13 protein-coding genes are annotated in these 19800 nt (G+C 66.7%); 5 read left to right on the top strand and 8 right to left on the bottom strand.

Annotated elements, in window-relative coordinates:
* The first annotated feature begins 53 nt into the window (after window positions 1–53).
* Window positions 54–1826 carry a gamma-glutamyltransferase gene (gene ggt, locus IHE49_RS00125; protein WP_192153769.1) on the top strand — a complete coding sequence of 591 codons (1773 nt, stop codon included), beginning with the start codon at window positions 54–56 and terminating at the stop codon, window positions 1824–1826.
* Window positions 1827–1912: 86 nt separating this feature from the next.
* Here the strand turns inward: ggt and clpB are convergent, their stop codons facing one another.
* The 3 genes from clpB to rluD form a co-directional block, all read right to left on the bottom strand.
* Complete coding sequence (gene clpB / locus IHE49_RS00120) at window positions 1913–4495, bottom strand: ATP-dependent chaperone ClpB (protein WP_192153767.1); 2583 nt, start codon at window positions 4493–4495, stop codon at window positions 1913–1915.
* 187 nt (window positions 4496–4682) lie between these two features.
* The gene (gene pgeF / locus IHE49_RS00115) at window positions 4683–5432 is read right to left on the bottom strand and encodes a peptidoglycan editing factor PgeF (RefSeq protein WP_192153766.1); all 750 of its coding nucleotides are present in this window, start codon (window positions 5430–5432) and stop codon (window positions 4683–4685) included.
* A 4-nt stretch (window positions 5433–5436) separates the two neighbouring features.
* Window positions 5437–6408: a 23S rRNA pseudouridine(1911/1915/1917) synthase RluD gene (rluD, locus tag IHE49_RS00110; RefSeq protein ID WP_192153764.1), complete on the bottom strand. Its 972-nt coding sequence runs from the start codon at window positions 6406–6408 to the stop codon at window positions 5437–5439.
* A 90-nt stretch (window positions 6409–6498) separates the two neighbouring features.
* Between rluD and IHE49_RS00105 the strand changes: the two genes are divergently transcribed.
* Window positions 6499–7365, top strand: coding sequence for an outer membrane protein assembly factor BamD (locus IHE49_RS00105; protein ID WP_192153762.1), 867 nt, complete (start codon window positions 6499–6501; stop codon window positions 7363–7365).
* Between the two features lie 421 nt (window positions 7366–7786).
* On the opposite strand, the gene IHE49_RS00100 is transcribed toward IHE49_RS00105, so the two are convergent.
* Together IHE49_RS00100 and IHE49_RS00095 are read right to left on the bottom strand one after the other, a co-directional pair.
* On the bottom strand, window positions 7787–9409 hold the full coding sequence (locus IHE49_RS00100) for an NAD+ synthase (protein ID WP_192153760.1): 1623 nt from the start codon (window positions 9407–9409) through the stop codon (window positions 7787–7789).
* A 118-nt stretch (window positions 9410–9527) separates the two neighbouring features.
* Window positions 9528–10145 carry a LysE/ArgO family amino acid transporter gene (locus tag IHE49_RS00095; RefSeq protein ID WP_192153758.1) on the bottom strand — a complete coding sequence of 206 codons (618 nt, stop codon included), beginning with the start codon at window positions 10143–10145 and terminating at the stop codon, window positions 9528–9530.
* A gap of 100 nt (window positions 10146–10245) precedes the next feature.
* Between IHE49_RS00095 and IHE49_RS00090 the strand changes: the two genes are divergently transcribed.
* Entirely contained in the window at window positions 10246–11154 is a 909-nt protein-coding gene (locus tag IHE49_RS00090; RefSeq protein WP_192153756.1) for a LysR family transcriptional regulator ArgP, read from the top strand.
* A gap of 64 nt (window positions 11155–11218) precedes the next feature.
* Here IHE49_RS00090 and sucD read toward each other — a convergent pair whose 3' ends face one another.
* Both sucD and sucC read right to left on the bottom strand, forming a co-directional pair.
* Complete coding sequence (gene sucD / locus IHE49_RS00085) at window positions 11219–12094, bottom strand: succinate--CoA ligase subunit alpha (RefSeq protein WP_192153754.1); 876 nt, start codon at window positions 12092–12094, stop codon at window positions 11219–11221.
* A 14-nt stretch (window positions 12095–12108) separates the two neighbouring features.
* Window positions 12109–13269 (bottom strand): ADP-forming succinate--CoA ligase subunit beta, encoded by a 1161-nt coding sequence (gene sucC / locus IHE49_RS00080; protein WP_192153752.1) that lies wholly within the window; start codon window positions 13267–13269, stop codon window positions 12109–12111.
* Between the two features lie 521 nt (window positions 13270–13790).
* Between sucC and IHE49_RS00075 the strand changes: the two genes are divergently transcribed.
* Window positions 13791–15440: an ATP-binding protein gene (locus IHE49_RS00075; RefSeq protein WP_343227512.1), complete on the top strand. Its 1650-nt coding sequence runs from the start codon at window positions 13791–13793 to the stop codon at window positions 15438–15440.
* 22 nt (window positions 15441–15462) lie between these two features.
* On the opposite strand, the gene IHE49_RS00070 is transcribed toward IHE49_RS00075, so the two are convergent.
* Window positions 15463–16422 carry a LacI family DNA-binding transcriptional regulator gene (locus IHE49_RS00070; RefSeq protein ID WP_192155333.1) on the bottom strand — a complete coding sequence of 320 codons (960 nt, stop codon included), beginning with the start codon at window positions 16420–16422 and terminating at the stop codon, window positions 15463–15465.
* A 274-nt stretch (window positions 16423–16696) separates the two neighbouring features.
* Here IHE49_RS00070 and pgmB point away from each other — a divergent pair, with 274 nt between their 5' ends.
* Window positions 16697–19789: a beta-phosphoglucomutase gene (pgmB, locus tag IHE49_RS00065; RefSeq protein ID WP_343227511.1), complete on the top strand. Its 3093-nt coding sequence runs from the start codon at window positions 16697–16699 to the stop codon at window positions 19787–19789.
* Window positions 19790–19800 lie beyond the last annotated feature (11 nt).

Genomic DNA, 19800 nt, shown 5'->3' with positions numbered 1-19800 from the left:
CGCCCTCGAAACCGCTCCCGGCGATATTCCGCGCCATCCATAAGGTTCGCCACATGACCAAGTCAGTTCCCCTATGGGGCTTCGCCGCCGCGCTGGCGGCAGTCCCCGTGGCACAAGCCGCATCGCAGCAGGCGCCGATTCCCCAGCAGGCACTCGACGCCACCGCGCATGGCACCACGATGGCGGAGCTCGCCAACGCCAGGCCGGTGACGGCGATGCACGGCATGGTGGTCTCCGACCAGCACCTTGCCTCGGACGTTGGCGTGGAAATCCTCAAGGAAGGCGGCAATGCCGTGGACGCTGCGGTGGCGGTCGGCTTCGCGCAGGCGGTGGTGAACCCCTGCTGCGGCAACATCGGCGGCGGCGGCTTCATGCTGGTGCATCTGGCCAACGGCCAGAACGTGTTCCTCGATTTCCGCGAAAAGGCCCCGCTGAAGGCCACACCCACCATGTTCCAGGACGCCAAGGGCAACGTGATCCATGGCAAGAGCACCAGCACCTATCTCGGCGTGGGCGTACCCGGCACGGTGATGGGCCTCGATACCGCCTTGAAGAAATACGGAACGATGTCGCTAGGTCAGGTGATCGCGCCGGCGATCAAGCTGGCCAACGATGGCTTCGAGCTGGACCAGGGTGACGTGAACGTCCTCAATCAGCGCGTGAAGGATTTCGCCAAGCACCCCAACGTTGCGGCGATCTTCCTCAACCAGGGCAAGCCTTACGTACCGGGCGACCGCCTGCGCCAGCCGCAGCTGGCGAAAACGCTGGAACTGATCTCGAAGGACGGCACCGGCGCCTTCTACCGGGGCCCCATCGCGCAGGACGTCGTCGCCGGCAGCGACGCCAATGGCGGCCTCCTGTCGCTGCAGGACTTCGCCGACTACACGGTGCAGTGGGAAACCCCGATCACCTGCACGTACCACGGCTATACCTATGTCGCCGCGCCACCACCGAGTTCCGGCGGTGTATCGATCTGCCAGATCCTGCAGATACTGGAACCGTATCCGCTGGCCAAATGGGGCTACGGCTCGGTGAACGGCGCACATGCCATCATCGAAGCCGAACGACGCGCCTACGCCGATCGCAACACCTACCTCGGCGATCCTGCCTTCGTGCACAACCCCATAGCGAAGTTGCTTGCGCCCGACCACGTGGCCGCCCTGCGCGACACCATCCTGCCCGGCAAGGCAACGCCGTCCTCCGAGGTCAAGGGCAGCCTGGGGCCGGAGGAAGGCACCAACACCACCCACTACTCCGTCGTGGACAGCCACGGCAATGCGGTAGCCGTGACATACACGATCAACTACCTGTTCGGTAACGGCCAGATCGCCGGCGACACCGGCTTCTTCCTCAACAACGAGATGGACGACTTCACCTCCAAGCCGGGCGTGCCCAACTCCTTTGGCCTGGTTCAGGACAAAGCCAACCGGATCGAACCCGGCAAGCGCCCGCTCAGCTCCATGTCGCCCAGCATCGTGCTGCGTGGCCCGGAAAAGAAGCTCTACATGGTGATCGGAAGCCCCGGCGGCTCCACCATCATCACCACCGTGCTGCAGAGCTTCCTCAACGTGGCCGAGTTCGGCATGAACATCAAGCAGGCGGTGGACGCGCCGCGCATGCACATGCAATGGCTGCCGGACACGGTGATGATCGAGCCCGGCCTGTTCGCGCCCGAAGCGCAGAAGCAGCTCGAGGCGATGGGCTACAAGTTCAGGCAAGTGCAGTCGTGGGGTGCCGACGAGGCCATCCTGGTCGACCCGAAGACCGGTGCACTCGAGGGTGCCAACGATCGCCGTCGACCTGCCGGGCTGGCCGCCGGCTATTGACGGAAATCGCAGACGAAACGGCCGGCCCGATGGTTTCGGGTCGGCCGTTTCGTTTCATGAAGGCAATGCGACGATCGCCGGCACGCTCAACCCTTGCGGAACACCAGGTGGCCGCCGGCCACGTCCACCGCAATGATGCTGCCTGGCGCGTAACGGCCTTCGAGGATCTCCTTGGCCAGCGGGTTCTCCAGTTGCTGCTGGATCGCACGCTTCAGCGGTCGTGCGCCGTATACCGGGTCGAAACCCACGTTGCCGAGCAGATCCAGTGCTTTCTCGCTGATCTCGAATTTCAGCTGGCGTTCGGCGAGACGCTTCTCCAACGCGGTCAGCTGGATCAGCGCGATGCGGCGGATCTGTTTTTTCTCCAGCGGGCGGAACACCACCAGTTCGTCGAGGCGGTTGATGAACTCGGGGCGGAAGTGCGCCTGTACCACGCCTAGCACCGCGGCCTTCATCTGCACGTAATCCGCTTCCGAATCGCCGGCCTGCTCCTGGATCAGCTGCGATCCAAGGTTGGAGGTCATCACGATCACGGTGTTGCGAAAATCCACCGTGCGACCCTGGCCGTCGGTGAGGCGGCCGTCGTCCAGCACCTGCAGCAGGATGTTGAACACGTCCGGATGCGCCTTCTCCACCTCGTCGAGCAGGATCACGCTGTACGGACGGCGGCGCACGGCCTCGGTGAGATAGCCGCCCTCTTCATAGCCCACGTAGCCTGGGGGCGCGCCGATCAGGCGACTCACGGAATGCTTTTCCATGAATTCGCTCATGTCGATGCGCACCATCGCGTCCTGGGTGTCGAACAGGAACTCGGCCAGCGCCTTGCACAGCTCGGTCTTGCCCACGCCGGTGGGCCCGAGGAACAGGAAGGAACCGCTGGGCCGGTTGGGGTCGGACAGTCCGGCACGTGCGCGACGCACGGCATCGGACACCGCGCGTACCGCCTCGTCCTGACCCACCACGCGCCGGTGCAGGTCGTCCTCCATGTGCAGCAGCTTCTCGCGCTCGCCTTCCAGCATCTTCGCCACCGGGATGCCGGTCCAGCGCGCCACGACCTCGGCGATCTCTTCGGCGGTGACCTTGTCCTTGACCAGGGTGAATTCCTGCGTCTCGGCAGCCTGCGCGACGGCGAGCTGCTTCTCCAGCTCCGGCAGCCTGCCGTACTGGATCTCGCTCATCTTGGCGTAGTCCTGCCGGCGCTGAGCCGCTTCCAGTTCCGTGCGCGCCTGCTCGATCTGCTCCTTGATCTTGGTCGCGCCCTGCAGCGCGGCTTTCTCGGATTTCCACACCTCGTTGAGGTCCGAGAACTCACGTTCTAGCTTGGCGATGTCGGCGTCCAGGTCGGCGAGGCGTTGCTTCGACTCGACGTCCTTTTCCTTCTTCAGCATCTCGCGCTGGATCTTCAGCTGGATCAACCGGCGCTCGAGACGATCCAGCTCCTCCGGCTTGGAGTCGATCTCCATGCGGATGCGCGAGGCCGCCTCGTCCATCAGATCGATGGCCTTGTCGGGAAGCTGGCGGTCAGGGATGTAGCGGTTGCTGAGCGTGGCGGCGGCGACGATGGCCGGGTCGGTGATCTCCACGCCGTGGTGCACGGCATAGCGCTCCTTGAGGCCTCGCAGGATCGCGATGGTGTCTTCCACCGAGGGCTCGCCCACGAACACCTTCTGAAAGCGGCGCTCGAGGGCCGCATCCTTCTCGATGTACTTGCGGTATTCATCCAGCGTGGTGGCGCCGATGCAATGCAGTTCGCCACGCGCGAGCGCGGGCTTGAGCATGTTGCCCGCATCCATCGCACCTTCGCCCTTGCCGGCGCCGACCATGGTGTGCAGTTCGTCGATGAACAGGATGATCTGGCCTTCGTTCTTGGCGAGGTCGTTGAGTACCGCCTTGAGGCGCTCCTCGAATTCGCCGCGGAACTTCGCGCCAGCGATCAGCGCGCCCATGTCCAGCGCGAGCACACGGCGATCGCGCAGGCCTTCCGGCACCTCGCCTTTCACGATGCGCTGGGCGAGGCCTTCCACGATGGCGGTCTTGCCCACGCCGGGCTCGCCGATCAGTACCGGGTTGTTCTTGGTGCGCCGCTGCAGCACCTGGATGGTGCGGCGGATCTCCTCGTCGCGACCGATCACCGGATCGAGCTTGCCGGACTCGGCGCGCTCGGTGAGGTCGATACAGTACTTCTGCAGCGCCTGGCGCTGGTCCTCGGCGTTCTCGCTCTGCACCTTCTCGCCGCCGCGCACCTGCTCGATGGCGGCCTCGAGGTTCGCCTTGGTCGCACCCGCCGCCTTCAGCGCCGAGCCCAGCTCGCCCTTGTCCTCCAGCGCCGCCAGCACGAACAACTCGCTGGCAATGAACTGGTCGCCGCGCTGCTGCGCCAGCTTGTCGGTGAGGTTGAGCAGGCGCGACAGGTCGTTGCCCACATTGATGTTGCCCTCCTGCCCGCTGACCCTGGGCAGGCGGTCGAGCAGCTCGTTCACGCGCTGGCGCAGCGCCGGCACGTTGACGCCCGCATGCGTGAGCAGCGGCGCGGTCGAGCCGCCTTGCTGGTTCAACAGCGCCGCCATCACGTGCGCGGATTCCAGCATGTTGTTGTCGCGCCCCACGGCCAGCGACTGTGCGTCGGCCAGCGCCTGCTGGAAACGCGAGGTGAGTTTGTCCATCCGCATCGGTTGATCCCCACGAAAGGTTTGGCGGACTGGCCGCCACTGCCCGCTGAGATGCGGGTGGCCGCCAGCGATTCAAGCAGCCGGCATGCGGGGAAAACGTCAAGGTTTCAGCGGACGGAGGGGATCCGCCCGGACGCCAGACGTGCAACGTTCAATTGGGACGATGGCGCCATGCGGGTACGGACATTCAGCCTTCGGCCAGCCAGATCAGGCTGGCGAAACGCCCACTGCGCGCGCCTTCGCGGCGGTACGAATAGAACCGCACGTCCTGGAACGTGTCGAAACCGCCGCCATGCACGCGTGCGACGCCGGCGGCGGCCAGTCGCTGCCGTGCCAACGCGGCAAGGTCGCAATGCCAGTGACCCGGTCGCGTGGACGCGAAGCAGGTCGCCGCGCCGGGCGCACGATCGACGAAGGCGGCGCGCACCTCCTCGCCCACTTCGTAGGAAGCCCCGGCTATGCACGGCCCCAGCCACGCCATCAGCCGCGCCGGCGACGCCTGCATCTGTTCGATGGTGGCTTCCAGCACGCCGGCAGCAAGGCCACGCCAGCCTGCATGTGCCGCGCCGATGGCGCTGCCATCGTCGGTGCAGAACAACACCGGCAGGCAGTCGGCGGTAAGGATGGCGAGCGCGGTGCCGGGAATGCGCGACACGGCGGCGTCGGCCTGCGGCTCGTGTCCGCCGGGCAGCGGACCCAGCTCAGCCACGGTGGTGCCATGCACCTGATGCAGCCAGCGCGGAGCGCTCGGCAGGCCCAGTGCCTGCCGCAACACGTCGCGGTTGCTGCCGACCACCTCGGTGGACTCGCCGCTGCGCATGCCGAGGTTGAAACGACCGAACGGCGGCGCCGAAACACCCGGGCCTTCGCGCGTACTCACGACCGCGTGCACGTGCACGGGAGCAGGCCAATCGGGGAAGAGCCAGGGGTCGATCATGCAATCAGTCGTCGTGGCCGTGGGCGGCAAGGTCGTCACGCAAGGCCGCAATCAGGACGTTCATGTCGTCAGGGCGTGGCGCGGCAAAAGACAGCGCCTCCCCCGTCGCCGGATGTTCGAACGCGAGCCGCTCGGCGTGCAGGGCCTGCCGGCGGAAGCCGCGCAACGCAGTGACCAGCTCCGGCATGGCGCGCTTCGGCAGCTTGAGACCACCACCGTAAAGCGGGTCCCCCACCAGCGGATGGCCGATATGCGTGAGATGGACGCGGATCTGGTGGGTGCGGCCGGTTTCCAGGTTGCACTGGAGCAGGCTGTGCGCGCGAAAGCGTTCGCGCAGGCGGTAGTGGGTCACGGCATGCTTGCCGGTTTCGTCCTCGCGCACGGCCTGCCGCAGGCGGTCGCCCATGCTGCGGCCGATGGGCGCGTCCACGGTGCCGCCGGACACCATGCTTCCCAGCACCACGGCTTCGTACTGGCGTTGCACGTCGTGGTTGGACAACCTCTCCACCAGCGCAGTCATGGTGGGCAGCGTCTTCGCCACCACCATCAGGCCACTGGTGTCCTTGTCCAGCCGGTGCACGATGCCCGCGCGCGGCAACTCGGCCAGCTTCGGGTCGTGGTGCAGCAAAGCGTTGAGCAGAGTGCCGGAGGCTTTGCCGGCACCGGGGTGCACTACCAGGCCGGCGGGCTTGTCGAGCACCAGCAGGTGTTCGTCCTCGTGCACGATGGTCAGGGCGATGTCTTCCGGCGCGCTCTCCACCTCGGTTTCCAGCTCGGCTTCCAGCTGTACCAGTTCGCCGCCCTTCAGCAGCAGGCGGGGCGGCGCCATCGCGCCGTCCAGGGTGGCCGCACCGGACTTGATCCAGCCAGTGAGGCGCGAACGCGAGTAGTCAGGGAACAACTCGGCCAACACCTGGTCGAACCTGCGTCCGGCCAATGCCAGCGGCACCCTAGCCTCGTGGCTTATCACGGTCATGCAACAGCCCTCGTGTAGCGGACCGCGGGCCGCGGGGCGGCTCCGGTTTCAGCTATCATGCCCTTTCGATCCAACATACGATCCTTTTCCATGCGTTCAATTATCGACTCGCCCAAGCTGCCGACGACCACCCGGTTCTGCCTCAGGACACTCGCCTTGCTTGGTCTGGCGCTGGCGATGAGCGCCTGCTCGCTGTTCCACCACAAGCGCGACAACATCGACACCATGCCGGTGGACGTCTTGTACAAGAAGGCACACGTCTCGCTGGAGAATGCCGACTACTCCGCCGCCATCAAGGACTACCAACGCCTGATCGCGCGCTTCCCCGCCGGTGATTACAACGAACAGGCCCAGTTGGAGCTGACCTACGCGCAGTACAAGGACGCCCAGTGGGAAGACGCGTACTCGACGATCAACCGCTTCATCAAGGCCGATTCGTCGAACAAGCACATCGATTATGCCTATTACTTGCGCGGATTGATCAATTTCGACCGCACTACCGGCTTCATGGACAAGGTTTCCCGCGACAAGCAGGCGCAGTCGCGCCGTGACCAGGGCTACAACCTGCAGTCCTTCGACGACTTTGCCGAGCTGTCGCGCCGCTTTCCCAACAGCGCCTATGCTGCCGATGCGCGCCAGCGCATGATCTACCTGCGCAACGTGCTGGCGCAGTACGAGGTCAACGTGGCCGAGTTCTACCTGTTCAATCGCGTCTATGTCGGTGCGGCGGATCGCGCGCAGTACGTGATCGAGCACTACCAGCAGGCGCCGCAGACCGGTGATGCACTGGCCATCCTCACTCGCAGCTACCTTGCGCTGAAAGAGGACAAGCTGGCCGATCAGACCCGCCAGGTGCTGGCGCTCAACTACCCGGATCACCCTTACCTGAAGGATCCCACCTGGCCGCACGAAGTGGCGAAGTGGCGCAAGATGGTTCCCTTCATGCGGCACCATTGATGCCGACAGGTCAGTACAACAGAAACCGGCGAGCGATCGCCGGTTTTTTTATGCAAGCTCCGCCATTTCCATGAGAGCCGCTGCGCCGGAATCGCCATGAGCCAGGAAAGCAGATCCGGCAGCCGCAAAGGTCACAGGATATGGACCGGCATCCTGCTGCTGACCGCCGTGGCCACCCTCTAGACCGAAAGGCCGCCCGCATCGGCCTTCAGCGGTTGCGGCTTGCTGCTGGGCGCATGGGTAGCGTTTTACTACCCGGGGCCGGGCTTTGGCCGAACGCCACAAGAGATCTACCAGTCCGCCAGGCAAGGCCGATGGATCAGCCCTCGGTCGGTCATGCTCGTCTCGCTGCGGTCGATCATCCTGATGATCGTCGGCAGCATCTATAACTACCGGCAACGACTAGGATGCCGCGCAGGCTTCACCGCCAGCCCGAGGTGATCGGGTATCGCCTTTCGCGGCCGAACGCACGGGTAGTGACGCGCGGCCCCGGCGCGGACTGGCGGCGCTTGAATTCGTTGGCAAGCACCAGCCGCACCACGCGATGCACCACGTCGGCGGCGAAACCGGCCGCGATGATCTCGGCCTGTGACTGCTCGCCCTCGATGAAGCGCTCCAGGATCGCGTCAAGCACCTCGTAGGGCGGCAGCGAGTCCTGGTCGGTCTGGTTGTCGCGCAGCTCGGCCGAGGGCGGCCTGTCGATCACCGCCACCGGAATCGCCTCCTCGCCGCCAGCCTGGGCGTTGCGCCAGCGTGCGAGCCGATACACCGCCGTCTTGTAGACATCCTTGAGCGGCGCATAGGCACCGCACATGTCGCCATACAGGGTGCAGTAGCCCACCGCCATCTCGCTCTTGTTGCCGGTGGCGAGCAGCAACTTGCCGTGCTTGTTGGACAGTGCCATCAAGGTCACGCCGCGCGTGCGCGACTGCAGGTTTTCCTCGGTAGTGTCGGCAGCCTTGCCGGCAAAGGCGGGTGCCAGCGCAGCGAGGAAGGCTTCGGTCATCGGCTCGATGCCGATGACGTGGTAGTCCACCCCCAGCTGCTCAGCCTGCACGCGCGCGCCGTCCAGCGACAGTTGCGAGGTATAGCGCGTCGGCATCATCACCGCGACAACGCGATCTGCTCCCAGCGCATCCACCGCCAGCGCCAGCGTCAACGCCGAATCGATGCCACCGGACAGGCCCAGCAGCACGCCGGGAAAACCGTTTTTGTCGATGTAGTCACGGATGCCTCGCACCAGCGCGGCGTACAGCGTGGCCTCGGCCGAGGCGTCGGTGGCGACCGGCCAGTTTTCGGCCTGCAGGCTGCGTGTCGCCGGGTCGAATTCCGCCCACAGCAGCGCATCGACGAAGGCTGGCGCTCGCGCCGCGACCGAACCGTCGCCGTTCACCAGCAATGAGCCGCCGTCGTACACAACCTCGTCCTGCCCGCCGACCAGGTTGAGGTAGGCCAGCGCGCAGCCGGTCTCCCTGGCGCGCTCGACCAGCACCGCCTCGCGCTCGGCCTGCTTGGCGTCGTCCCAGGGCGAGGCATTGATCACCACGATCAGCTCGGCGCCGGCACGCGCCATCGCGGCAGCCGGCTCGGGCCGCCACACGTCCTCGCAGATCAACAGGCCGACACGCACGCCAGCCAGCGTGGCCACCGTGCTGGCATGACCGGGACGGAAGTAGCGCTTGTCATCGAACACGCCGTAGTTCGGCAGCGCCTGCTTGTGCGCCACCTGCGTGATGCGGCCCTCGCGCAACAGCGCGGCGGCGTTGTACACCTCGCCCTCGCTGTGCGGGAAACCCACCAGCGCGGCCATGTCGTCCGTCGCCGCGGCCAGCGCATCCAGCTCCTGCTGGCAGGCAGCGAGGAAACTCGGGCGCAGCAGCAAGTCTTCCGGCGGATAGCCCGAGAGGGTCAGCTCGGGGAACGCCACGAGGTCGGCGCCGCCGCCGCGGGCCTGCGCCATCAGGTCGCCCACCTTCGCGGCATTCGCCGCGACCGCGCCGACCGGGAAATCGTGCTGGGCCAGCGCCAGTCTCAGGACAGCCATGGATCAAGCTCTTCGGGGATGGAATCGGGGACGAAATGGTAGTGCATCGCCATCGACACAAGAGGGCGGCCGCCTTCCCCCAAACGCTCCTTCGCCAGCTTTTCGTGCCCTGCCGGCCTCAGGCCATTGGCCGCAACAGCAACAGGGTAGCCAGCCCCCACATCAGCAACGCCACGAGCACGTCGAACACGCGCCAGGCAACCGGGCTGCGGAATACCGGCAGCAGCAGCCGCGCCCCGTAGCCCAGCGCCGTGAACCACAGCAAGCTGGCCGTACCTGCCCCAGCTGCGAACGACCACTGGACGCCACCCCGGTAATGGGTGGACAAGCTGCCGAGCAGCACCACGGTATCCAGATAAACATGTGGGTTGAGCAGGGTGAATCCCAGGCAGGCCAGCACCGTGCGGCCTTGCCCGCCCGCCGTTGCATCGGCCGGACGCAGGCCGCTTTCGCCGCGCCCGGCACGTCGCGCTGCCAACACGCCATACGAGGCGAGAAAGGCAGCACCCGCGAAACGCAGGACCTGCAGCAACCCGGGCTGCTGCTTCACCGCCAGCCCCATGCCGGCCACGCCCAGGGCGATCAGCGCGACGTCGGCCAGCACGCAGACCAGTACCACCGCACCGACATGCAGGCGCTGCAGTCCCTGGCGCAAGACGAAGGCATTCTGCGCACCGATGGCGACGATCAGGCCGGCCCCGGTACCGAGCCCGGCGAGATAAGCGGATGCGAGCATGCGGACCTCACGAAAGGAGGCCTACTTTCGAATAGCCGTCTGCATCAGTAAAACTATATTTGCTTAAGTCAATTCAGATTTTCTAATTTTGGGTGCGCCCATGCGAATGCTCAACCCCCAACTGGCCGCCTTCGTCGCCGTACTGGACGAAGGCAGCTTCGATGGCGCCGCGCGACGGCTCGCGTTGACCCCGTCGGCCGTCTCGCAACGCATCAAGGCGCTGGAAGATCGCCTGGGTCAGGTGCTGGTGTTGCGCCAATCGCCCAGCCGGGCCACGCCGGCGGGTGAGCGACTGCTGCGCGGCGTGCAGCAGATGCGCCTGCTGGAGGCAGAGATTCTCTGCGACTTCGCCGTCGAAGCGACACACACCGCGCCGGTCACGATAGCCATTGCCGTGAACGCAGACTCCCTTGCCACCTGGGCGCTCGGCGCCCTGGTCGAACCGCACCAGCACGACGGGCTGCTGTTCGACGTGCGGGTGGAGGACCAGGATCATTCCGTCGACCTGCTGCGCGACGGCTCGGTGCTCGGCGCGATCACCGCGGACGCCCGCCCCGTGCAGGGCTGCACGGTGAAGAAGCTGGGGGTGATGCGCTACCTGCCGATTGCCTCGCCTGCTTTCGTCGCGAAGCATTTCTCCAAAGGCCTGGATGCAGCATCGCTGGGCGCGGCGCCGATGCTGGTGTTCAACCGCAAGGACGCCCTGCAATGGCGCTTCATCCGCAGCGTGACCCATGCCCGGCTGGCCCCGCCCATGCATTACCTGCCCTCCTCCACTGCCTTCGTGGAAGGCGCGGCGCTGGGCCTGGGCTGGGCGATGGCGCCGGAGGCCATGCTGGAACAACCCTTCGCCCTGGGCTCGCTGCAGCCAATCGCGCCCCGGCGGTGGCTGGACGTGCCGTTGTACTGGCAACACTGGTCGATCCGCTCGACCGCATTGGCCAAGGTCACCGAGGCGCTGCTGCATGCGGCCCGTCACGGCCTGCGCAACGCGCGCGCTTCCTCGTAGGCGCCAGAAAAAAGGAAGGGCCGCACGAAGCGGCCCTTCCCGTACCGGCCGGATGGACCCGGTTTTACTTCTTCATCAGCTTGGCGAGCGTCTTGCCGAGGTCGGCAGGCGACTTCACCGTGGTGACGCCGGCCTTCTCCAGCGCCGCGAACTTCGCCGCCGCCGTGCCCTTGCCGCCGGAAATGATCGCACCGGCATGGCCCATGCGCTTGCCCGCCGGGGCCGAAGCGCCGGCGATGAACGACACCACCGGCTTCTTGACGTACTCGCCGATGAACTCGGCGGCATCTTCCTCGGCCGAACCGCCGATCTCGCCGACCATGATGATGCCTTCGGTCTGCGGATCGTCTTGGAACAGCTTGAGGCAGTCGATGAAGCTGAGGCCGTTGATCGGGTCGCCGCCGATGCCGATGCAGGTGGACTGGCCCAGGCCTTCGTTGGTGGTCTGGAACACGGCTTCATAGGTCAGGGTGCCGGAGCGTGACACGATGCCGACCTTGCCCGGCTGGTGGATGTGGCCCGGCATGATGCCGATCTTGCATTCGCCCGGGGTGATCACGCCGGGGCAGTTCGGCCCGATCAGCACGGTTTCCGGATGCTGCGCCAGCACGTTCTTCACGCGCAGCATGTCCAGCACCGGAATGCCTTCGGTGATCGCCACGATCACCTTGATGCCGGCGTCGACCGCTTCGAGGATCGAATCGGCCGCGAACGGCGGCGGCACGAAGATGACGGAGGCGTCGGCGCCGGTTTCCAGCACGGCTTCGTCCACCGAATTGAAGACCGGCAGGCCGATGTGCTCGCTGCCGCCCTTGCCGGGGGTGACGCCGCCCACGACCTTGGTGCCGTAGTCGATCGCCTGCTGCGCGTGGAAGGTGCCCTGCTGGCCGGTGAAGCCCTGCACCAGCACCTTGGTGTTCTTGTTGATGAGAACGGACATGACTTAGTTGCTCCTCACTTCGCGGCGGCCACGGCTTTCTGCGCCGCGTCGTTGAGATCGTCGGCCGGCGTGATCGCCAGGCCGGAGTTGGCCAGCAGTTCGCGGCCCTTCTCGACGTTGGTGCCCTGCAGGCGCACCACCACCGGAATCTTCAGGCCCACTTCCTTCACCGCGGCGATGATGCCCTCGGCAATCATGTCGCAGCGGACGATGCCGCCGAAGATGTTGACCAGGATGGCCTTGACCTTGTCGGACGAGGTGATCAGCTTGAACGCCTCGGTGACGCGCTCCTTGGTGGCGCCGCCGCCCACATCGAGGAAGTTGGCCGGCTCGCCGCCCGCCAGCTTGATCACGTCCATGGTCGCCATCGCCAGGCCGGCGCCGTTGACCATGCAGCCGATGGTGCCGTCCATCGTCACGTAGTTGAGGTTGTTCTGCACCGCGGCCGCCTCGGCGGCGTCTTCCTGCGTGAGGTCGCGCATCGCGGCAAGGTCGGCGTGGCGGAACTCGGCGTTGTCGTCGGAGTTCACCTTGCCGTCCAGCGCGGCGAGGTTGCCGTCGGCGAGGATGGCGAGCGGGTTCAGCTCGACCAGCGAGAGGTCCTTCTCGTTGAACAGCTTGTACAGGCCCAGCATGATCTTGGTCAGCTGGCCGACCTGCTTGGCGTTGAGGTCCATCGCAAAGCCGAGCTGGCGGCACTGGTAGGGCTGCAGGCCTTCCACGAAGTCCACCACGATGGTGTGGATGTCCTCGGGGGTGTCCTTGGCCACCTGCTCGATGTCCACGCCGCCGTGCTTGGAGGCGATGAAGGAGACGGACTTGGAGTCGCGGTCCACCAGGATCGACAGGTACAGCTCCTTGGCGATGTCGGTGGCGTCGGTGACCAGCACCAGGTTCACCGGCAGCGCGCGGCCGGCGGACTGGTAGGTTTCCATCTTGGTGCCCAGCATGCCCTTGGCGGCGGCGCGCACGTCGTCCAGGCTGCGGCAGAACTTCACGCCGCCGGCCTTGCCGCGGCCGCCTGCGTGGATCTGCGCCTTGACCATCCATTGGGTACCGCCCAGCGCCTTGGCGGCGTCGACGGCGGCATCGGGAGAGTTGGCGACCTTGCCCGGCGGTACGTTGATGCCGTACTGCGCGAACAGTTCTTTGGCCTGATATTCGTGGAAATTCATTCGAAAGCCTCGAGCGAACGGGGAAACACGGCCTCGCGCGGAAAGAGCGCGGCGCGGGCTGGGGGAGTCGGGCGGCGCGGACGCTGCCGGCATGTCGATGCGCGGCGCCATGCCCGAGAGGACAGGAACGGCGCGAAACGGCCGCCCATTTTCGCGGAAGCGGCCCCCAATGGAAAGGGGCGGGCCAAACCGCTCATCCTGCGATGCCTGCTCCATGCCTCTGCGTGGCCCTCATTACCCTGCCGTGGCCGCCGGGCGGCAGCGAGCGGCGCAACGCCCTCCTGACTGGCAGGGCAGGTCTTGCGGCTACGGCAGGGCTGCCCGAAAAGCCGGGTCTGTTTGCCCTCATGGTGGCGTCATCACTCGGTCGTGGACGGACGTCCACTTCTCGCCGCTCATGGCCGAGTCCATCATGGCCCCACCTTTCTTGCTTGGCCTGCCTGCATACAGCTCCCGGCGCGGGCCACGCGGAAGGTATGGAACATATACTCTGTCCAGACCGCCCCGGAGCGCCGAACGTCGTGTCCAACCCCGCCCTGCCGCAGCTCAACGCCCCACGCCCCATTCCGGCGGCGATCCGCCACGAGATGCTGTTCTTCAACGGCTTCCGGTTGATGCAGGCGCTGGTGTACATCGGACTGGCGTTCGCGCCCGCGCAGATTCACGGCCTGTCGCTGGAATCGCTGCGCTTCGCCCTCGTGGTGACCCTGCCCTATCTGCTGTTTGCGGTGGCGGCGCTGGCGCTGACCCGACGCTGCGTGCCTTACGCGAAGGCGGCCGTATCGATCTGGCTGGTGGTGGACATCATCGCCGCGGTGCTGGCGCTGAGTGCGATCGACTACTCCCGCATCGGCATCGCGATGATGCTGGCGGTGAACCTTGGCGTGGGCGCATTGATCCTGTCGCTGCGGGTTTCCAGCTTCTTCGCCGCACTGGCCACGCTGGGCCTGCTCGGCCGCGCCCTGTTCATCCAGCACGGCGGCGGCGGTGGTGGCGGCGAAAGCAGCCTGCTGGAATCGGCGTTGTTCGGCGTGGCTTATTTCGCCATCACCACGTTGTGCCACGTGCTGAGCCGGCAACTGCGCGCCAGCGAGGCCCTGGCCGAACAACGCAGCACCGACCTGGCCAACCTCTCGCAGGTCAACGAACTCATCATCCGCCGCATGAAAACCGGCGTACTGCTGGTGGACGACGCCAACCGCATCCACCAGATCAACGAATCGGCATGGATGCTGCTGGGCAACCCCAGCGCCGAACAGCGCGATCTCGGCCGCCTCGCGCCGGAACTGTCGCGCCGCCTGTACCACTGGATGACCTCCGGCAAGCTGGACGAAACCGCCACCCAGCTCGCCGACGGCGTGCCCGAAGTGGTGCCGCGGTTCTCCCGCCTCGCACCGAACGACGATTCGCTGGTGCTGATCTTCCTCGACGACACCTCGCTGGTGTCGCGCCGCGCCGAGGAGCTCACGCTCAGTTCGCTGGGCCGCCTGTCTGCCTCGATCGCGCACGAAATCCGCAACCCGCTGGCGGCGATCCGCTACTCGGCGCAGCTGCTGGCCGAGTCGGAAAGCATGGACAGCGCCGACCAGCGCATGGTCGAGATCATCAACAACCACTGCGTGCGGCTCAACGAGATCATCGAGAACATCCTGCAGCTGTCGCGGCGCGAGCGCTCGCGCCCGGAAACGCTGGATCTCGGGCGCTGGGCGCAGAGCTTCGTGGACGAGTACAAGCAGGGCAACGACATCGGCAACGACACGCTGCGCGTGGTCGTGGGCGGCCCCACCGCGGTGGCCGCGCTGGCCGATCCGCAGCAACTGCAGCAAGTGGCGTGGAACCTGGTGCAGAACGCACTGCGCTATGGCCGCATGCCCGGGGAACCGGCACGCGTGATCGTGATCGTGCGCACCGGCGAGCACGGCGAGCCCATCCTGGAAGTCACCGACCGCGGTCCCGGCATCGCGCCCAAGGTGGCCACGCAGATCTTCGAACCGTTCTACACCACCCACGAATACGGCACCGGCCTCGGCCTGTACCTGGCACGGCAGATGGCCGAGGCGAACCAGGCTTCGCTGGAATACGTGCGCGTGGCGGGCGGCGGCAGCTGCTTCCGGCTGGTGCTCACGCCGGCGCAGATGGGCCGCATGGCGGGCGAGGCAACGGGCACCTGAAGCTCAGAGCCTGTCCGCGACCTCAGGTTGCGCGCACGACCAGGCTGGTGGGCAACACCTGCGAAGACACTGGAAGCCCGTCGATCAGCGCAAGCACCTTGCGCGCCAGCAGCACGCCACCCTCCTGCCAGTTCTGCCGAACGCTGGACAGCGGCGGCAGGAAGCTGGCGCCATGCGGGGTGTCGTCGTAGCCCACCACCGAGACGTCGTTCGGCACCGACAGCCCCAGCTCCACCAGCGCGCGGATCGCACCCATCGCCAACAGGTCGCTGCAGGCGAAGATCGAGTCGAAATGCACCTTGCGGGCGGCCAGCGATCGCACCGCTTCGACGCCCGATTCCAGCGTCCAGTCCACCCGGCGCAGCAGCAGCGGCTTGATGCCGTGACCGGCCAGCTCGTCGACGAAGCCATGCAGGCGCTGCGCCATCTCGGGATGGTCGGAGTTGCCGATGAACACCGGATGGCGCCGCCCGATCGACAGGAAGCGCTCGGCCACGCTGACGCCGCTGTGCCGGTTGTCGCTGCCCACCACGATGTGGTTGTCCTGCGCGGATTCGGCGCCCCACACCACCATCGGCAAGCCCATGCGGTCGTACAGCTTCACCGCGTCCTCGTGTTCGCCCTGGCCCAGCAGGATCAACCCGTCGGCCGCCTGCACCGCGGCGTTCGCCGCGTCATGGCGGGTGGTCAGCAGCACGCTGTAGCCGGCCGAGGTCAATTCCTGCGAAATGCCGCCCAGCAGTGACAGCGGGTAGGGATCCCACATGGTGCGGCTGGACGAAGGCTTCATCTCCACGATCACCGCCACGGTATGGCTGCGCCGCAGCCGCAGGTTGCGTGCGCTGACGTTGAGCTTGTAGCCATGCTTGCGGGCCAGCGCCTGGATGCGCTCGCGGGTTTCGGCTGTCACCAGCGGACTGTCACCCAGCGCCCGCGACACGGTGATCTTGGAAACCCCCGCCAGCTTCGCCAGATCCGCCATGGTCAAGCCGGGCTGTGCCGCGGCGGGAGACTTCTTCTTGGCGTGGCTCACGCAACGGCCCTCGGGCAAGAGTGCAGGCGGCGGGAGGCCGGCCTTGGCGACGGCTTAGTGTGGCCCGCAAAGCCGAAGGGTTCAATGCGCCGACATCCAGCCCGCAAGCCACCCGAGACGGCTCCGCAACGAATGATATCGATATCTTGATATCGATATCATTCACTCGTATGCTGCGCCCGGACAGATGCCGTCGCGGCATGCAACCATGCGAGGGAACCACGTGCAGACACACGATGCGGCCACGCCCGCTTTGTCCGCCGATGCGGGCTCGGCGACGCATGCCACCGGCACAGCCGATCCCTGGCAGCTCGTGCGTCATGGCCGCGATCGTGCAGGCTTTGCCCAGGACGAAAGCCTGTTTGCCCTCGCCAACGGATCGCTGGGCGTGCGTGGCGGGCTGGAGGAAGACGACAGCCCGAGCCAGGGCTGCTTCCTTGCTGGCGTATGGGAACGCTCGCCCATCGCCTACCACGAACGCTTCACCGGATACGCCCGCAATACCGACACGCGCGTGCCGGTGGCCGACGCCAGCCGCATCCGGCTGCGGCTCGGCGATGTCCCGGTGCGGCTGGACGACGGCGAATGGCTGGCACTGGAACGCCGGCTCGATCTGCGCAACGGCAGCTACCGGCGGACCCTGCGTTGGCGCGCGCCGGGCGGCGGCACACTGGAAATCAGCTCGGAACGGTTAGTGGCGCTGGACCGCCCCGGCTTGCTGGCGATCCGTTACCGGGTGCGCTCGATCGACTACCGCGGCCCCATCGCGCTGGAGTCGGCCATCGATACCGTACGTACCGCCGTGACCCAGGGCGACGACCCGCGTATCGGCGCGCACCTGAGCGGCGGCCTGCATCTGGATGACGCCCACGCCGACGCCGACGTCGCCTGGCTGAGCCAGCGCACCACGCACAGCGGCATCCGAGTGGTCTGTGCGCAGACCCATCGCCTTGCGGCCGACGGCGCGTTGGCGTTTCAAGGCGCCGCACGCACGCCGCACGGCGTGGCGCAGGTCTGGGCGGCCGAACTCGCTCCCGGCAGCGACGTGGTGCTGGACAAGTTCGCCGCCTGGTCTTGGTCGCAACCCACCGCCGACGCAAGCTCCTATCCTGTCCTGCTGACCAGCGCAAAGGCCACGCTGGAATCGGCCGGCCACGCAGGCTTCCCCTCCCTGTTGGCCGGCCAGGCAGGGCAACTCGCCGCGCTGTGGCAGGCATCCGATATCGCCATCGACGGCGCCCCTGAAGTGGCGCAGGCGCTGCGCTTCAATCTGTTCCAGCTGTTCCAGTCCGGCAGCCGCAACGACCAAGGCAGCGTCGCGGCCAAGGGTCTCACCGGCGAGGGCTACGAAGGCCACTGCTTCTGGGATGCCGAGGCCTTCATGCTGCCGGTGCTGGCCACGACGGCGCCAGCACTGGCGCGGCACATGCTGGCCTGGCGCCACGCCACGCTGGATCGCGCCCGCATCCACGCCCGTGAGCTGAACCACGCACGCGGCGCGCTGTATCCCTGGCGCACCATCGCCGGCGACGAATGTTCGGCCTACTTTCCCGGCGGCTCCGCGCAATACCACATCAATGCGGCGGTGGCCTGGGCGATCCGCCTGTACGTGGACGCCAGCGGCGACGAAGCCTTTCTGCGCGATCTGGGCGCGGAAATGCTATGCGAGACCGCGCGCGTCTGGCTGCAAGTCGGCCACTACAACCCGCGCCGCGGCGGCGCCTTCTGCATCCACGAGGTCACCGGGCCGGACGAATACTCCGCCCTGGTCGACAACAACCACTACACCAACCGCATGGCGCAGCGGCACCTGCGTGACGCCGCGGCCACCGTCGAGTGGTTGCTCGCCACCCATCCGGCCGAGCACGCCGCACTGGCGAAGCGCATCGATCTGGACGCGGACGAGGCCGCCCAGTGGCGGCATGCCGCAGACGCGATGTATCTGGCGGAAGACGCCGAACTGGGCATCTTCCCGCAGGACGACGGCTTCCTCGACAAACCGCGGCTCCCGCCCGAACAGATGGGCGACCCGGCGCTGCGGCCACTGCTGCTGCACTGGCACCCACTGACCATCTACCGCCATCAGGTATGCAAGCAGGCCGATACCCTGCTCGCCTTGATGCTGGCCGGCGAAGACGTGGACGCAGCCGCGAAGCGGCGCAACTTCGACTACTACGAAGGCGTCACCGTCCACGATTCCACGCTCTCCGCCTCCACCTTCGCGGTGCTCGCCGCCGAGACCGGACGCGCGGCGCAGGCGTACCGCTACTTCCTCGACACGCTGCGCGTGGATCTGGACGACCTGCACGGCAACGCCGCCCACGGGCTGCACATGGCGGCGATGGCCGGCAGCTGGCTGGCGCTGACCTGGGGCTTCGGCGGCTTGCGCGTGCGCAACGGCCAGCCCGCACTGGCGCCGCAGTTGCCGCAGCCCTGGCGCGGCTATCGCTTCGGGCTGCGCTGGCGCGATACGCAACTGCGCGTGGAGGTGGATGCCGCCGGTGCGCGCTACACACTGCTCGACGGCGACATGCTCGACTTTCTGCATCGTGGCGAGCCGCAGCGCCTGCGCAAGGGCGAAACCCTGCAGCTGGCGCACCCGGCTGCGCCAGCGCACGAACTGAAGGCCGTGGTCTTCGACCTCGACGGCGTACTCGCCGATACCGCCGTGCTGCACCGCGCCGCGTGGCAGCAACTGGCCGCCGAGATCGACGCGCCGCTCGACGAAGCGACCGCCGAGCGCATGAAGGGCGTGGACCGCATGGGTTCGCTCGAGATCCTGCTGGAACACGCACCGCGCCGCTACGGCGATGCGGAAAAGGCCGAGCTTGCCGCACGCAAGAACGCCCGCTACGCCGAACTCATCGAGCACCTCGACCCGAACAACCTGCTCCCCGGCGCCCGCGCCGCGGTGGAATCGGTGCGCCACGCGGGGCTGAAGACCGCATTGGCCTCGGCCAGCCGCAACGCGCCACGACTCATCGAGCGGCTGGGCATCGCCGACCTGTTCGACTACGTGGTCGATGCCAGTCACATCACGCATTCGAAGCCCGACCCGGAAATCTATCTCGCCGCTGCCGCCGGCCTCGGCCTGGCGCCGGCCGACTGCCTAGGCGTGGAAGACGCCGCAGCGGGCATCGCCAGCATTCACGCCGCGGGGATGGCGGCGGTAGGCATCGGTCGGGCGGATGCCCTGGCCGAGGCCGACGTGTTGTTGCCGAACATCGCCGCGTTCGACATCGACCGGATAAGAACGAAAAGCGGCCCACCGGCACGGCTTCGCGCCGACGCCGTCTCACTTTGCAATCCGAACTGAACGGGGAGTCA

This window comes from Rhodanobacter sp. 7MK24 (assembly GCF_014842995.1).
In the GTDB taxonomy this organism is placed as follows: domain Bacteria; phylum Pseudomonadota; class Gammaproteobacteria; order Xanthomonadales; family Rhodanobacteraceae; genus Rhodanobacter_A.
This window is presented reverse-complemented; position numbering and strand designations above follow the sequence as displayed.

Excerpts from the sequence above, each read along its gene's own strand:
- ggt (WP_192153769.1), top strand. The coding sequence starts at position 54 with ATGACCAAGTCAGTTCCCCTATGGGGCTTCGCCGCCGCGCTGGCGGCA.
- clpB (WP_192153767.1), bottom strand. The coding sequence starts at position 4,495 with ATGCGGATGGACAAACTCACCTCGCGTTTCCAGCAGGCGCTGGCCGAC.
- pgeF (WP_192153766.1), bottom strand. The coding sequence starts at position 5,432 with ATGATCGACCCCTGGCTCTTCCCCGATTGGCCTGCTCCCGTGCACGTG.
- rluD (WP_192153764.1), bottom strand. The coding sequence starts at position 6,408 with ATGACCGTGATAAGCCACGAGGCTAGGGTGCCGCTGGCATTGGCCGGA.
- IHE49_RS00105 (WP_192153762.1), top strand. The coding sequence starts at position 6,499 with ATGCGTTCAATTATCGACTCGCCCAAGCTGCCGACGACCACCCGGTTC.
- IHE49_RS00100 (WP_192153760.1), bottom strand. The coding sequence starts at position 9,409 with ATGGCTGTCCTGAGACTGGCGCTGGCCCAGCACGATTTCCCGGTCGGC.
- IHE49_RS00095 (WP_192153758.1), bottom strand. The coding sequence starts at position 10,145 with ATGCTCGCATCCGCTTATCTCGCCGGGCTCGGTACCGGGGCCGGCCTG.
- IHE49_RS00090 (WP_192153756.1), top strand. The coding sequence starts at position 10,246 with ATGCGAATGCTCAACCCCCAACTGGCCGCCTTCGTCGCCGTACTGGAC.
- sucD (WP_192153754.1), bottom strand. The coding sequence starts at position 12,094 with ATGTCCGTTCTCATCAACAAGAACACCAAGGTGCTGGTGCAGGGCTTC.
- sucC (WP_192153752.1), bottom strand. The coding sequence starts at position 13,269 with ATGAATTTCCACGAATATCAGGCCAAAGAACTGTTCGCGCAGTACGGC.
- IHE49_RS00070 (WP_192155333.1), bottom strand. The coding sequence starts at position 16,422 with ATGGCGGATCTGGCGAAGCTGGCGGGGGTTTCCAAGATCACCGTGTCG.